20 protein-coding genes are annotated in these 13155 nt (G+C 63.8%); 13 read left to right on the top strand and 7 right to left on the bottom strand.

The genetic code is table 11. From position 1 onward, the window contains the following. On the bottom strand, positions 1 to 158 hold a 158-nt coding region (locus HNE04_RS28565), incomplete at its 3' end, for a DUF4372 domain-containing protein (RefSeq protein WP_172217806.1). 268 nt (positions 159 to 426) lie between these two features. Here HNE04_RS28565 and HNE04_RS18360 point away from each other — a divergent pair. Then, entirely contained in the window at positions 427 to 1377 is a 951-nt protein-coding gene (locus tag HNE04_RS18360) for a recombination-associated protein RdgC (RefSeq protein WP_172222298.1), read from the top strand. On the opposite strand, the gene HNE04_RS18355 is transcribed toward HNE04_RS18360, so the two are convergent. Together HNE04_RS18355 and HNE04_RS18350 are read right to left on the bottom strand one after the other, a co-directional pair. Then, complete coding sequence (locus HNE04_RS18355; protein WP_172222295.1) at positions 1374 to 1742, bottom strand: nuclear transport factor 2 family protein; 369 nt, start codon at positions 1740 to 1742, stop codon at positions 1374 to 1376. The two genes, HNE04_RS18360 and HNE04_RS18355, sit on opposite strands and share 4 nt — an antisense overlap. Before the next feature lie 4 nt (positions 1743 to 1746). After that, on the bottom strand, positions 1747 to 2301 hold the full coding sequence (locus tag HNE04_RS18350) for a flavodoxin family protein (protein ID WP_172222293.1): 555 nt from the start codon (positions 2299 to 2301) through the stop codon (positions 1747 to 1749). A gap of 101 nt (positions 2302 to 2402) precedes the next feature. On the opposite strand from HNE04_RS18350, the gene HNE04_RS18345 reads away from it, so the two are divergent. Genes HNE04_RS18345 through HNE04_RS18305 form a run of 9 tightly spaced genes read left to right on the top strand, consistent with a single transcriptional unit; the run spans position 2403 to position 7745 of the window. Beyond that, entirely contained in the window at positions 2403 to 3317 is a 915-nt protein-coding gene (locus HNE04_RS18345; protein WP_172222291.1) for a LysR family transcriptional regulator, read from the top strand. Between the two features lie 55 nt (positions 3318 to 3372). Then, positions 3373 to 4332: a PdxA family dehydrogenase gene (locus tag HNE04_RS18340; protein WP_328700359.1), complete on the top strand. Its 960-nt coding sequence runs from the start codon at positions 3373 to 3375 to the stop codon at positions 4330 to 4332. Between the two features lie 31 nt (positions 4333 to 4363). Continuing rightward, positions 4364 to 4942, top strand: coding sequence for a TetR/AcrR family transcriptional regulator (locus HNE04_RS18335; protein WP_172222287.1), 579 nt, complete (start codon positions 4364 to 4366; stop codon positions 4940 to 4942). A 14-nt stretch (positions 4943 to 4956) separates the two neighbouring features. After that, entirely contained in the window at positions 4957 to 5493 is a 537-nt protein-coding gene (locus tag HNE04_RS18330; RefSeq protein WP_172222285.1) for an SRPBCC family protein, read from the top strand. Positions 5494 to 5540: 47 nt separating this feature from the next. Next, the gene (locus tag HNE04_RS18325) at positions 5541 to 5948 is read left to right on the top strand and encodes a DoxX family protein (protein WP_172222283.1); all 408 of its coding nucleotides are present in this window, start codon (positions 5541 to 5543) and stop codon (positions 5946 to 5948) included. A gap of 12 nt (positions 5949 to 5960) precedes the next feature. After that, positions 5961 to 6680 (top strand): hotdog fold domain-containing protein, encoded by a 720-nt coding sequence (locus HNE04_RS18320; protein ID WP_172222281.1) that lies wholly within the window; start codon positions 5961 to 5963, stop codon positions 6678 to 6680. Between the two features lie 18 nt (positions 6681 to 6698). After that, positions 6699 to 6884, top strand: a complete 186-nt coding sequence (locus HNE04_RS18315) for a hypothetical protein (protein WP_172222279.1) — start codon at positions 6699 to 6701, stop codon at positions 6882 to 6884. Between the two features lie 35 nt (positions 6885 to 6919). Next, positions 6920 to 7309 carry a nuclear transport factor 2 family protein gene (locus HNE04_RS18310; RefSeq protein ID WP_172222277.1) on the top strand — a complete coding sequence of 130 codons (390 nt, stop codon included), beginning with the start codon at positions 6920 to 6922 and terminating at the stop codon, positions 7307 to 7309. Positions 7310 to 7328: 19 nt separating this feature from the next. Further along, the gene (locus HNE04_RS18305; RefSeq protein ID WP_172222274.1) at positions 7329 to 7745 is read left to right on the top strand and encodes a PaaI family thioesterase; all 417 of its coding nucleotides are present in this window, start codon (positions 7329 to 7331) and stop codon (positions 7743 to 7745) included. Here HNE04_RS18305 and HNE04_RS18300 read toward each other — a convergent pair whose 3' ends face one another. Then, positions 7746 to 8816 carry an aldose epimerase family protein gene (locus HNE04_RS18300; protein WP_172222271.1) on the bottom strand — a complete coding sequence of 357 codons (1071 nt, stop codon included), beginning with the start codon at positions 8814 to 8816 and terminating at the stop codon, positions 7746 to 7748. 103 nt (positions 8817 to 8919) lie between these two features. On the opposite strand from HNE04_RS18300, the gene HNE04_RS18295 reads away from it, so the two are divergent. Then, positions 8920 to 9102 (top strand): DUF3606 domain-containing protein, encoded by a 183-nt coding sequence (locus HNE04_RS18295; RefSeq protein ID WP_172222269.1) that lies wholly within the window; start codon positions 8920 to 8922, stop codon positions 9100 to 9102. A 7-nt stretch (positions 9103 to 9109) separates the two neighbouring features. Here HNE04_RS18295 and HNE04_RS18290 read toward each other — a convergent pair whose 3' ends face one another. Both HNE04_RS18290 and HNE04_RS18285 read right to left on the bottom strand, forming a co-directional pair. Continuing rightward, entirely contained in the window at positions 9110 to 10720 is a 1611-nt protein-coding gene (locus HNE04_RS18290) for a gamma-glutamyltransferase family protein (RefSeq protein ID WP_207717616.1), read from the bottom strand. 18 nt (positions 10721 to 10738) lie between these two features. Next, complete coding sequence (locus HNE04_RS18285; RefSeq protein WP_172222266.1) at positions 10739 to 11701, bottom strand: tripartite tricarboxylate transporter substrate binding protein; 963 nt, start codon at positions 11699 to 11701, stop codon at positions 10739 to 10741. A gap of 52 nt (positions 11702 to 11753) precedes the next feature. Between HNE04_RS18285 and nth the strand changes: the two genes are divergently transcribed. Continuing rightward, positions 11754 to 12404, top strand: coding sequence for an endonuclease III (gene nth, locus HNE04_RS18280; protein ID WP_172222264.1), 651 nt, complete (start codon positions 11754 to 11756; stop codon positions 12402 to 12404). A 26-nt stretch (positions 12405 to 12430) separates the two neighbouring features. After that, the gene (locus HNE04_RS18275) at positions 12431 to 12700 is read left to right on the top strand and encodes a hypothetical protein (RefSeq protein WP_172222261.1); all 270 of its coding nucleotides are present in this window, start codon (positions 12431 to 12433) and stop codon (positions 12698 to 12700) included. An 18-nt stretch (positions 12701 to 12718) separates the two neighbouring features. Here HNE04_RS18275 and HNE04_RS18270 read toward each other — a convergent pair whose 3' ends face one another. Next, the gene (locus tag HNE04_RS18270) at positions 12719 to 13132 is read right to left on the bottom strand and encodes a hypothetical protein (protein ID WP_172222258.1); all 414 of its coding nucleotides are present in this window, start codon (positions 13130 to 13132) and stop codon (positions 12719 to 12721) included. Positions 13133 to 13155 lie beyond the last annotated feature (23 nt).

Raw genomic sequence — 13155 nt, 5'->3', positions numbered from 1 at the left:
CGCGAAGTCAGTTGCGCAAACATCATGCACAGCAACTGATCCCAATGCGAGAACTTCAGCGGCGCGTGCGAGCCCGAGTAACGCGCCACGCACCGATCAAAAACGGACCGCGGCAGATGCTCCTTCAATTGAGCAAATACCAGCTTGCCTTTGTGCATGGCCGCACCCCCGCAAATCCATACGAGTGTGCGGCTTCGGGAAGCTGAAATTCAAATCGACCCGGCCACGCCCGGCCGTTTAAATCAATAAAATCAACGACTTGCGATCCAAATGAGAACGCTTCTCCGGACAGTAGTGGGCTTGACCCGGCATGACAGATATTTCTTGGTGTCTGAGTCACGCGACAACGATACTGTAAAGGTCTGTTTTGGCGACTGCGGCGGTCTAGAATCGCGCCTCTTTCCGTCTGCTGGCCATCTCTGATTCATGTTCAAAACCGCATCTTTTTTCCGCATCGGTCCCGATTTCGTCCTCCCTCCCCTTGACGCGCTCGAAGAAGCCCTGCATGCGGCGCGCTTCGTGCCCTGCGGCGCCACGCAACCCGAGTCGCTTGGCTGGGTGCCGCCCCGTGGCAAAAAAAGCATCGTGCTGGCCGAAAGCGTGGGCGGCCAGGTCATTCTGAATCTGTGCATAGAGCGGCGCGCCGTGCCCGCCTCCGCCGTGAAGGCCGGCGTCGATGAACGCGTGGAAAAATTCATGAAGGAGACCGGCCAGGAGCGGGTCAGCGCCAAGATCAAGAAGGAATTCAAGGAAGAAGTCGTGATCGACTTGCTGCCGCGCGCCTTCACCAAGCGCTCGAACACCCTGCTGTGGATCGACGCCGCCAACAAGCTGTTGGTGGTGGGCACGGGCAGCCTGACCGGCGCCGACAAGGTGATCACCGCGCTGGTGGAGGCATTGAGCTCGGTGCCGGGCTCGCGGCCGGCGATCAGCTTCAAGCCGGTGCAGACGAATACGTCGGCCGCGGTTTCCATGTCGCAGTGGCTCTCCAGCCGCGAAGCGCCGTTCAACTTCACGGTGGACCGCGACTGTGAACTGAAGACGCCCGACGAACACAAATCGACCGTGCGCTATTCGCGCCACACGCTGGAGATCGAAGAAGTGCCGCAGCACATTGCCGCCGGCAAGGTGCCGACGCAGCTGGCGATGACGTGGAACGACCGGCTGTCTTTCGTGCTGACCGAAACGGCCCAGGTCAAGAAGATCCAGCTGCTGGATGTGGTGCTGGATGGGGTGCAGAAGGGCGGCAAGGATGATGACGGCTTCGATACCGATGCCGCGATCATCACCGGCGAGCTGGCGGGGTTGATCCCGGATTTGCTGGATGCGTTGGGTGGGGAGATGACTGAAGGCGCGGCCGCTCCCGTCGCGGCTTAGGCCATCTCGTAGTGGAAGACCTTGGCAACAATCTGCCAGCGGCCCTCCAGCTTCACCAGCGTCAAAAAATCCGTGAAGTGCTTGGGCGGGATCGAGCATTCCAGCTTGACGAAGGCCGTCACCGGGCCGGCGAACTCGATCGACAGGATGCGATCGGTTCGCGCATGGCCCTGGCTCGCGGGCGACGGGCGCTTATCCACGATGGGGAAGTATTCCTCCATGCCCAGGTGCAGCAGCGTGCCGTCGGTGGCGCTGTAGTAGTGCGCCTGCGGATGGAACACCCGCCGCAGGATTGAGGTGTCGCCGTGGTGCAGGCCGTCGAAGTACTCGCCGAGCACCTGCACCACTTCATCGAACGCGCTCATGGCTTCAGTTGTAGCGGCGCACCACGGCGGCCAGGCGCTCGCCGAACAGGCGCGCGGTCTTCAGGTCGCCGGGCACCATCTCATCGACGCCGGCGTCCGACGGCGTGGCGGTCGCCAGGCCTGAGAACGAGGCCAGGTAGTTCACGTCGTCGCGCGTGGCGGCCTTGCTGTTGGACGGCATCATGCCGGTGCCCACCCACAGCATGCTGTGCTGCTGCGACAGGGTGAACAACGTGTACAGCGTGGATTGCTTGTCGCCGCCGACGCTGGCGGAGTTGGTGAAGGCCGCAGCCAGCTTGTCCTTCCAGCCCTGCTTGAACCACACGGCCGATGAAGCATCGGCGAACTTCTTGAACTGCCAGCTGACGTTGCCCATGTAGGTGGGCGTGCCGAAGACGATCAGGCGCGAGGCCGCCAGCCGCTCCCAGGCTTCGGGGCTCAAGTCGCCTTTCTCATCAATGGCCAGCAGGGTGCCGCCGCTGCCCTGCGCCACGGCTTCGGCGATCTTGGCGGTGTGGCCGTAGCCGCTGTGGAAGACGATGCTGATGGGTGAACTCATGGGGATGCTCCAGTGGGGTTGAACGATGGAGCAATGCTATTGGCGATGTTTTGATTGATAAACTGGCTTTTCTGAACTTCATAAATTACATGAGGTAAGCCATGAACCGGCAATTCAGCGATGTGATGCTGGGCAGCATCGAGCTTTTCTGCCTGTCGGCGGAGCTGGAAAGCTTTACCGCGGCGGCCGCCACGGCGGGCCTGACGCCGGCTGCCGTGAGCCGCGCCGTCGCCCGCCTCGAGGAGCGTTTGCAGGTGCGCCTGTTCGTGCGGACCACGCGCAAGATCCGCCTGACCGATGGCGGGCGCGCCTACTTCGATCAATGCCGCCAGGCGCTGAACCAGCTGACCGAGGCCGAGCGCGAACTCACCGGAAAGCAGGCCGAGCCGGCGGGCGTGCTGCGCATCAGCGTGCCGACGCCCCTGGGGCACTACCGCGTCTTGCCGTTGCTGCCCGCGTTTCGCGCGCGTTATCCCAAGGTGCAGGTCGACGTGCAGATCTCCAATCGCAACATCGACTTCATCGCCGATGGATTCGATCTGGCGATTCGCGCACGGGCGCAACCCGACTCGGGCCTGGTCGCGCGCAAGCTGATGGACGCCGAACTGGTGGTGGTCGCGACGCCCGCCTATCTGGAGCGAGCCGGAACGCCGCAGACGCTGGAAGACCTGGCGCAGCACGAATGCGTGGGGTTCGTGCTGCCCAGCTCGGGGCAGACCATCCCCTGGATATTCAGGCGCGACGGGGCCGATGTGGACGTGCCCACAGAGGGCAGCTACAGCTGCAACGAAGATGTGCTGGCCCTCGTGACGCTGGCGCGCGCCGGCGCGGGCCTGGTGCAGATCTACCGGTTCACCGTGGAGGACGCCTTGAAGACGGGCGCCTTGGTGGAGGTATTGCAGACCTACGGTGGCCGCACGCGGCCCTTCTCGGTCATCTATCCCGGGGGCCGGCATATGCCGCTGCGGGTGCGGGTGTTCATCGACTTTCTCGTGGATGAGTTGGGCCACTTGTGATGCGGTCGGCACGGGCGCACACTGGGGCCATGAAACGACAATTGGCGCTGCTGCTGTGACCCGCCGCATCGCGCTTTCCGTGGGCGATCCGAACGGGATCGGCCCGGAGATCGCATTGAAGGCCCTCGAAGCCCTGGTGGGAGAAGACCGGTTGCGCATCACCTTGTTCGGCCCGCCCGATGTGCTGCGGCGCACGGCCAAGGCCATCAAGCTGGAGCGCTCCTTGTTCGGTGTGGACCTGCGGCCCGTGGGCGAACTGCCGGTGGCCTTCGCCACACCCGGCGAAGTGAACGCCAAGGCCGGCGCCAGCGCAGTCGCCTCGGCCACGGCCGCCATCAAGGCCTGCCGGGCGGGCGAGTTCGACGCCGTCGTGGCCGGGCCGCATCACGAGGGCGCCATTCGCCAGGCCGGCATCAACTTCACCGGCTTCCCTGCCCTGCTGGCCCATGTGTGCGGCCAGCCCGAGGACAGCGTGTTCCTGATGATGGTGGGCGGCGGCTTGCGCATCGTGCATGTCACGCTGCACGAGAGTGTGATCAACGCAATTGCGCGCATCACGCCGGAGCTTGTGGTCACAGCCACACTGGCGGGGCAGCGCGCCTGCCGCAAGCTGGGCCTGAGCGCCACCAGCGTGGCGCTGTTCGGCATCAATCCCCATGCCTCGGACGGCCGGCTCTTCGGCCCGGAGGACGAGGAACGCGTGGTTCCGGCCGCCAAGCGGCTGCGCGAGCTGGGCATCGACGTCACCGGGCCGGAAGGCGCCGACATGCTGCTGGCCGCCCGCAAGCACGACCTCTACGTGGCCATGCTGCACGACCAGGGGCATATCCCTGTGAAGCTGGTGGCGCCGCAAGCGGCCAGCGCCGTCTCGATCGGTGCCGAGGTGCTGCTAGCCAGCACCGGACACGGCAGCGCGATGGACATCGCGGGTAGGGGTACGGCCCGGCCCGACGCGCTGCTGCGCAGCTTGCGCCTGGTCGCCGGCATCGGATCGGTGCCCGTCGCAGCGGCTTGACAGAGTATCACTCCAGAGTAATACTCTGGAAATGGACCCGACCTCCACCAAGGCAGTGCTGCTCGACGCCGCCGCCAAAGTGTTCCTGCAGCACGGTTTCACAGCGACTTCGATGGACATGGTGCGCCAGGAAGCCGGCGTGAGTAACGGCAGTCTCTACCACCACTACCCCACCAAGGCCGCGCTGGCCGATGCGCTCTACGCGTACACGTTGCGCGACTTTCACTCAGCGCTGCTGCCGGCTGTCGCCGGCCGCGCTTCCGCGCAGACGGGCGTGAAGGGCTTGGTCCGCGCCTACGTGCAGTGGGTGGTGGACAACCCCGAGCGCGCCCGGCTGCTGCACAAGCTGCGGCGGGTGGGCGACATGGCCGACGCGGCGAGCAAGCGCAACGAGGCCAATGCCGAGGCGTTCGCCGCGCTGTCCGACTGGATGCACAAGAAGGCGGAGGCCGGCGAGATGCGGCCCATGCCCTTCGCCGTGTGGATGGCGCTGGTGTTCTCGCCGGCGCTGTCGCTCACGCAGCAGTGGGTGCAACAAGTACCGCCTTCCGTGCCGCCCAAGGTGCGGGCGGCGCTGGAACATGGCGCCTGGATGGCCGTGGCGCCCTGATTGAAAGGAAGTCTATGAAAGTAGTCAACGTCCACCAGAGATTGATGCACGCCAGCCCCGAGCGGGTCGGTGCGCTGATCGACTCCCTGGCCTCGCCCAACGACGCGCTGTGGCCGCGCCGATGGCCGCGCATGAGGCTCGACCGGCCACTGGCCGTGGGCGCGGTTGGCGGGCATGGGCCCATCCGCTACTTCGTCGAAGCCTATGCGCCCGGCCACCTCGTCCGCTTCCGGCTCACGGGGCCCAAGGGCTTCGACGGTTGGCATGGATTCGAGGTGATCGATGCCACGGCCGCGCACTGCGTGCTGGAGCATCGCATCGAGATGCAGACCAAGGGCCCCGCCATCCTCACCTGGTCGCTGGCCATCCGTCACCTGCACGACGTCTGCGTGGAAGAGGTGCTGTCGCAGGCCCAGGTTGCGCTCGGCAACCAGCCCAAGCCGGTGCGCTGGCCGCTGTACGTGAAGTTTCTTCATTGGCTGATGACACCGCGCAAGCGCGCCGGTGAGCCGGAAGGCCGAGTGACGATAGCCAGCGGAGACAATCACTGATATAAACCAATCACTTACGCCACATCCACCACGGAAGGGAGTGAAGAATGATCGACGCAAAAATGGCACCTTATGGAGTCTTGCTGTTACGGGTGAGCATGGGCATCCTGTTTATTCTTCACGGCGTTTACCTCAAGGCCGTTGTATTCGGGATGGCGGGCGCTGGGAAATTCTTCGTCTCGTTGGGCCTGCCGGAGTGGTTCGCTTGGGTCGTCATGTTGTACGAAACAATTGGCGGACTCGCGCTCATTTTCGGAATCTACGCACGATGGGTCGCGCTCTTTCTTGGGGTTCACCTGCTCTTTGCTGCCTACCTGGGTCATGCCGCAAACGGCTGGAATTTCACCAATAAAGGCGGTGGCTACGAATTTCCCGTGTTCTGGGCAATCGCGTGCTTCGCAGTCACGCTCATCGGCGATGGCGCTAACGCGTTGAAATCGAAGTCGATCGGTTAGGCCGGTGGCGACATGCATGTCGAACGGTTCGAAATCGCACATCGTTTCCGTGGCCCGCCTCGATCGGGAAACGGCGGCTACACGTGTGGCCGCATCGCCAAGCATCTGCAAGGCACGGTCGCGGTGCGGCTCAAGGCACCACCACCGCTCGGCGCCGAACTGCGCCTCGAATCCACCGAGGACGAGGCCCGCCTCTTCCACGAGTCAACGCTCGTTGGTGAGGCGAAGCGCTCGCAACTGAATCTAGAGGCACCGCCATGCCCCTCTTACGAGGAGGCGGAGCAAGCGGCACAGTCATTCATTGGATTCAAGAGCCATCGATTTCCTGGCTGCTTCGTCTGCGGGCCAGAGCGTACGGGAGGCGATGGCCTGTGCATCTTTCCTGGCTCCCTGAACAACACCACGACGTTCGCCGCGCCTTGGACGCCCGACCTTTCGCTCGCCGACGAATCCGGGAACGTGAAGCCGGAGTTTTTTTGGTCAGCGCTGGACTGCACGGGTGCCTTCGCGCTCTTTCCGCTGCCCGATGGCCTCGCAATCGTTCTCGGCGAACTGGCCGCTTCTATCCGGGAAGTCGTCAAGCCAGGGGATCGTTGCGTTGTCCTCGGCTGGCCTTTGGGCGTGGAGGGTCGCAAGCGTCTCGCCGGCACCGCGATCTATGCACCCAATGGTCGCCTCGCCGCCTTGGCCCGGGCGGTCTGGATCGAAGTACCGCTGAGCACCTGGAACTGAGACCAAGGAGAGACCCAAATGAAACCATTCAGCGCCATAGCAGCTGTCGTATTCGTGCTGGTCGCGCTGGCGCAGTTGCTGCGCCTGGTCCTTGGTTGGCCGGTCGTCGTCAACGGCATCAGTATTCCGCTGTGGGCGAGCGCGATCGCATGCCTGGTCGCGGCAGGGCTTGCGGTCATGGTGTGGCGAGAAGCGCGCCAGTGAGGTCAAGCCAACGAAGGCATCATCCGGAGATCTCAATGACTATCGACACGTTGGCTACCTGGCATGAACTCGTGAGGTCACGAAACGCGAGAGGCCTCAACTCACTCCTCGCGGACAACGTGGTCTTCCACTCACCTGTCGTTCATACACCGCAGGCTGGAAAGGCAATCACGATTCAATATCTTTCTGCTGCGTTTCACGTTTTCTTCAACGAGTCCTTCAAGTACGTTCGAGAAGTCACCGGCCCTTCCGACGCGGTGCTGGAGTTTCAAGTAGATATCGATGGCATCAGCGTCAACGGCGTCGACATGCTCAAGTGGGACGACGAGGGACGGATCGTCGAATTCAAGGTGCTGATCCGTCCACTGAAGGCAATCAATCTGATCCATCAAAAAATGGCGGCAATGCTCCAAGCCAAGCAATGACCATTGAAAAGGGAACCTCGTGCAAACCCATGACCTCGCAGCCGTCCAGGCGATTCTCGATCCGCTGCTTCCCGGTCTGCTGGGTGTGCGTCTGCTCTCCGCCGAGCCCGATCGCGTTTTGGCCGAGCTTGAAGTTCGGCCGGACCTATGCACGACGGGTGGCGTACTCCACGGCGGAACCTACATGGCATTCGCCGACACCTTGGGTGCGGTCGGAACGTTCCTCAACTTGCCGAAGGGGAGCCGTACGACAACCACCGACTCGAGCACCAAGTTCATCGCCGCCGCGCCGGTGAATAGCACGGTTGTGGGTGAATCGGTTGCGTTGCACCGAGGACGCACGACCATGGTGTGGCAAACAATGATCAAACGCGCGGACGGCAAGCTGTGCGCGGTGGTCACGCAAACTCAGCTCGTCATCGGGGCGTCTGCTTGATCAGCCCACGCTGAACCGGTAAACGATGGTCCCGCTGAACCACTCGCCCGGCCGCAGCACGGTGCTCGGGAAATGCGGATGGTTCGGCGAATCGGGATGATGGGCCGGCTCCAGGCACAGCGCGCTGCGCCGTTCATAGAGATGGCCGCCCTTGCCCATGTCGCGCGGCGCAACGCCCTCGAGGTTGTTGCCGCCGAAGAACACCAGCCCGGGCTCGGTACTGAGCACTTCCATCATGCGGCCCGACTCGGGTTCGTACAGCCGGGCCGCCAATCCCAGTTGGCCGAGCGGCTTGTCTATCACCCAGTTGTGGTCGTAGCCCACATGCGGCTCGAATTCCCTCGCCGCCTCCTCCACCCGCTCGCCGATGGCGCGTTGGCGCCGAAAGTCCATGGGCGTGCCAGCCACCGCTTGAATCTCGCCAGTGGGAATCTGGTCCCTGCCGACAGGCGTGAACGATTCGGCGTTGATCATCAACTCGTGCCGCGCCAGTGATCGCGCATTGGTGTTGCTGTGGCCGGCGAGATTGAAGAACACATGCGAGGTCATGTTGACGACGGTCGGGCTGTCGGTGACCGCGTCGTATTGAATGAGCAGCTCGTTGTTCTCGGTCACCTGGTAGACGACGCGCGACATCAAGTTGCCGGGAAAGCCATCGACCTTGCTCTCGTAGTACATCGTCAGGTCGGCCGTCGCCGCGTCGCGCTGCACCGTGTCGAATACGCGGTAGCGCGAGCCCATGGGTCCGCCATGCAGGCTGTTGCCGTTGTTGTTGGGCTCCAGCGCATACTCCACGCCGTCCAGCGTGAAGCGGCCCTTGGCGATGCGGTTGGCGAAGCGCCCGATGAAGGCGCCTATGCTGGCCTGTCCGTCGATCACGCCCTGGATGGTGTCGTAGCCCAGTGCCACGTCGTCCATCTTGCCGTTGCGGTCGGGCACGACGATCTGCAGGATCTTGGCTCCCAGGTTGGTGAAACTCACGCTCATGCCGCGGCTGTTGCGAAGCGTGAAGAGGCGGGTCGGCTTGCCGCCGACCTCGCCCTCGAAGTTGTGGGCTTGCAGGATTTCCATAGCTGTCTCGTGTAGCCGCAGTGTAATAAAGGCAGCGTCCTACAGTGGCAAATAGCCCGGGCTTTCTAGGATGACTCTTTCTGAAACAGAACAGGAGACTGTCATGCCCGACGACAAATCGAAATCCGGTGGTCAGGACCGTGAACGCATCAACGTGAACCAGGCGCACGAGCTGCGCGACTGGGCCAAGAGCTTGAACACCACGCCCGAGAAACTGAAAGAGGCAGTGCAGGCCGTGGGCGACCGGGCCGACAAGGTACGCGAATTTCTAAGCGAAAAGAAGTGATCGACCCTTAGAAACCCGCAGCCAGACCATCGCGGCGTGAATCCGATGCGGCGATGTAGCCTTCGCGCTTCGGGTCACCCGCGCGCCAGATGAACTGGCCCGCGCCGAAATCCTGGTAGTTGTCGTTGATCACTTCCACGAGGTGGCCGCGGGCTTGCAGTTCGCGCAGGGTGGCCTTGTCCAGCTGCTGCTCCACGTTGATCTCCAGGCCCGCGTTGTAGCGCCAGCGCGGCGCGTCGCACGCGGTCTGCGGGCTTTGCTTGTAATCGAGCATGCGCACCAGGGTCTGCATGTGGCCCTGGGGCTGCATGTTGGCGCCCATCACGCCAAAGCTCATCACCGGCTTGCCGTCCTTGGTGAGGAAGGCCGGGATGATGGTATGGAACGGCCGCTTGCCTGGCGCGACCTGGTTGGGGCCCGCGTTCAAGCTGAAACCGTGGCCGCGGTTTTGCAGGCTGATGCCGAAATTAGGCTCGACGCAGCCCGAGCCGAAGCCCATGAAGTTGCTCTGGATGAAGCTGACCATCATGCCGCTCTCGTCGGCCGTGGTGAGGTAGATGGTGCCGCCCTTGGCAGGGTTGCCCGCACCGAAACTCTGAGCCCGCTTCATGTCGATGAGCTTGGCGCGGCTGGAGAGGTAAGCGTCGTCCAGCATCTGCTCGGACGTCACTTCCATGCTGGCAGGCTCGGCCACAAACCGGTAGGTGTCGGCAAACGCGAGCTTCATGGCTTCGATCTGCAGGTGCTGCGAATCGGGGCCGTCCACCGGCATGCTCGCCAGATCGAACTTCTCCAGGATGCCCAGCGCGATGAGTGCGGCGATGCCCTGCCCGTTGGGCGGGATCTCGTGCAGCGTGTGGCCGCGGTAGTCCTTGCCGATGGGTTTGACCCACTCGGGCTTGAAGGCGGCAAAGTCGCGGGCCGTGATGCTGCCGCCGTTGGCCACCGCGAATTTCTCTATGGCTTGCGCGATCTCGCCGCCGTAGAAGGCTTCGCCCTTGCTTTGCGCGATGGCCCGCAGTCCGCGCGCTGCCGACGGGAACTGGAACAGCTCGCCGATTTCGGGCGCCCTGCCCCATGGCAAAAACGCTTCCGCAAAGCCCGGCAGCTTGCCGAGTTCCGGCGTGGCGGCGGCCCATTTCTGCTGCACCACGATGGGCAGCAGGTAGCCGCGCTCGGCGATCTCGATCGCCGGCTCCATCAGGTCGGCGAAGGGCAGCTTACCGAAGCGCTCGCTCATCGCCACCCAACCGGCGACGGCGCCCGGCACCGTCACGGCGTCGATGCCGCGCTTGGGCGGCGTCTTGGCGTCCGAGCCGTACTTGCGCTTGAAGTAGTCGGGCGTCCAGCCCGAGGGCGCACGCCCCGAGGCGTTGAGGCCGTGCAACTCCCTGCCGTCCCAGAGAATCGCGAATGCGTCGCTGCCCAGGCCGTTGCTCACCGGCTCGCAGACGGTCATGGCGGCGGCGGCGGCGATGGCGGCGTCCACCGCATTGCCGCGCTTCCACAGCATGCGCAGCCCTGCCTGGGCCGCCAAGGGGTGCGAGGTGGAAACCACGTTGCGTGCGAATACGGGCAGGCGCGCGGTGGGATAGGGATTTCGGAAGTCGAAGTTCATGGGGGACTGCTGGATGGGTTACTCGGCGGCGATCTTGCGATCGAGGATGATCTTCTTCCACTTGGCACGGTCGCTGTCGGCCATCGCCGCGAATTGCGCCGGCGTACCGCCCACGGGCTCGATGCCCAATCGTGCCAGCCGGTCCTTCACATCGGCCTCTTGCAGTGCCTGGTTCACGCCGGCGCTCAGCCGCGCGACGATGTCGGCGGGCACGCCCTTAGGCCCGTACAGGCCGAACCAGGTGACCGACTCGTAGCCCGGCACGGTTTCGGAGATGGCGGGCAGATCGGGCAGCAGGGGCGAGCGCTTGAGGGAGGTAATGCCCAACGCCCGCAAACGGCCCTCTTTCACGTGGGGCAAACCGCTGGGCAGGGAATCGAACAACACATCGACCTTGCCGCTCACCAGATCCGGAATGGCCAGGGCCGTTCCGCGGTAGGGAATGTGCACCAGGTACAGCCCGGTCTGGGCCTTGAAATACTCGGAAGTGAGGTGGACGATGGTGCCGTTGCCGCTGCTCGCATAGTTGAGCTTGCCGGGGTTCTGCTTGGCGTGGGCCACCCACTCCTTCACCGTTTTGGCGGGCGAGGCGTTGGGCACGACCATGATGCTGGGCGCGTTGCCCACATGCGAGATGGGCGTGAAGTCGGCGACGGCGTCATACGGGAGCTTGTTGCCGAAGCTGGGGCCGATGGAGTGCGTGCTGCTCGTGGCCAGCAATAGCGTGTAGCCGTCGGCGGGCGCCTTGGCCGCCAGGTCGGAACCTATGGTGCCGCCGGCGCCGGGCTTGTTGTCCACGAAGATGGTGGTGCCCAGTTTCTCGCCTAATTTTTGCGAGACGGCGCGGGCGAAGATGTCCGTGGCGCCGCCGGCCGGGAATGGCACGACCAGACGGATGGGCTTGTTGGGATAGGTCTGGGCCACAGCGGCCGCACCGGCCAGCGCGATAACGCCGGCAACCAGGAAGCTTCGTTTTTTCATGGGTCTCCTCGGGTGGAACGCCATTATTGCGCCGCAGCTAGACTTGGCGCCGATGAAGAAAGATCACATAGGCCCGTTTTTCGCGACGCTGCAGGCGGCCAACCCGCTTCCGGAGACGGAGCTGGAATACACCAGCGCTTTTGAATTACTCACGGCGGTGCTGTTGTCGGCCCAAGCCACCGACGTGGGCGTGAACAAGGCGACGCGCCGGCTGTACCCGGTCGCCAACACGCCGCAGGCCATCCTGGACCTGGGACTGGAGCGGCTGGAGGGCTACATCAAGACCATCGGCCTGTACCGCACCAAGGCCAGGAACCTGATGGAAACCTGCCGCATCCTGGTCGAACAATACGCAGGGGATGTGCCGCGCACGCGCGAGGCGCTGGAATCGCTGCCAGGTGTAGGCCGCAAGACCGCCAACGTGGTGCTGAACGTGATCTTCGGCGAGGAGACCATGGCGGTGGACACGCACATCTTCCGCGTCAGCAACCGCACCGGCCTGGCACCGGGCAAGAATCCCATGGAAGTGGAGACGGCGCTGCTGAAGCGCGTGCCCAAGGAATTCATGGCCCATGCGCATCACTGGCTCATCCTCCATGGGCGCTACGTGTGCGTGGCGCGCACACCCCGCTGCTGGGAATGCGCTGTGATCCAATATTGCGACTACCAGCCCAAGACGCCGCCGCCCGGGGCGACGAGGTAAATTGAAATCTGACCCCGAAGGTGACTATGGACACGACCAAGATGGAAGAGATGCTGGCGCTCTACAGCGACAACATCAACGGCCTGATGGACAACCAGCTCGCGCTCACCGCGCAGGTGCAGGTGTTGCAGGCCGCATTGGCGACGGCGCTGCTGCATCATCCCGATCGCCCGGCGCTGCTGGCGACGTTTCAGCAATACATGAAGATATCCAAGCAGTCCGCGCCGCAATTGGCCAGCCGGATGGAAGCGTTGGAAAGCGGCATGCTGGCGCTGCTGGGCCAGCACCAGGCCTGACCCCGCGCGGCATGAAGGCTAGCGGCTGGCGACCAAGCCGCTACCGAGCAGCCAGCTGAAGGAACGCGGCTTCTTTTCGCCGGGGCGCGTGATGCGCAGCTCGATCGAATCGGGGCGCGGTTCCACGGCGATGAACTTCAGCACGCCGGCGCGATGATTTCCCTGGGACGGCGCGCCCTCCCAGATCAAGGCCTTGTACTTTTTCCCTGCCGGATCGACCAGGACGGCGTTGGAGACCAGGTCGTCGGGGAGGTCCTGCTGGCTCGACCTCAGCACGACGGCAAAGTCCCACACGCTGGCATCCGGGCCAAGATTGCCCGCGGTGACCGCCACGATCACGCCGTTGACGCTGCTCTTCTGTGTGACAACGTGCGCCGGCGCAGCCAGCGCAATGAACGCCACCAGAATGATGAAGAGAATGCGGCGTTCCATGCAGCAACGTTAGTCCACTCCCG

Source organism: Caenimonas soli, assembly GCF_013155545.1.
Lineage (GTDB): Bacteria > Pseudomonadota > Gammaproteobacteria > Burkholderiales > Burkholderiaceae_C > Ramlibacter > Ramlibacter soli.
The sequence above is the reverse complement of the archived record's forward strand: the minus strand, read 5'-3'. Positions and strand labels throughout refer to the sequence as shown.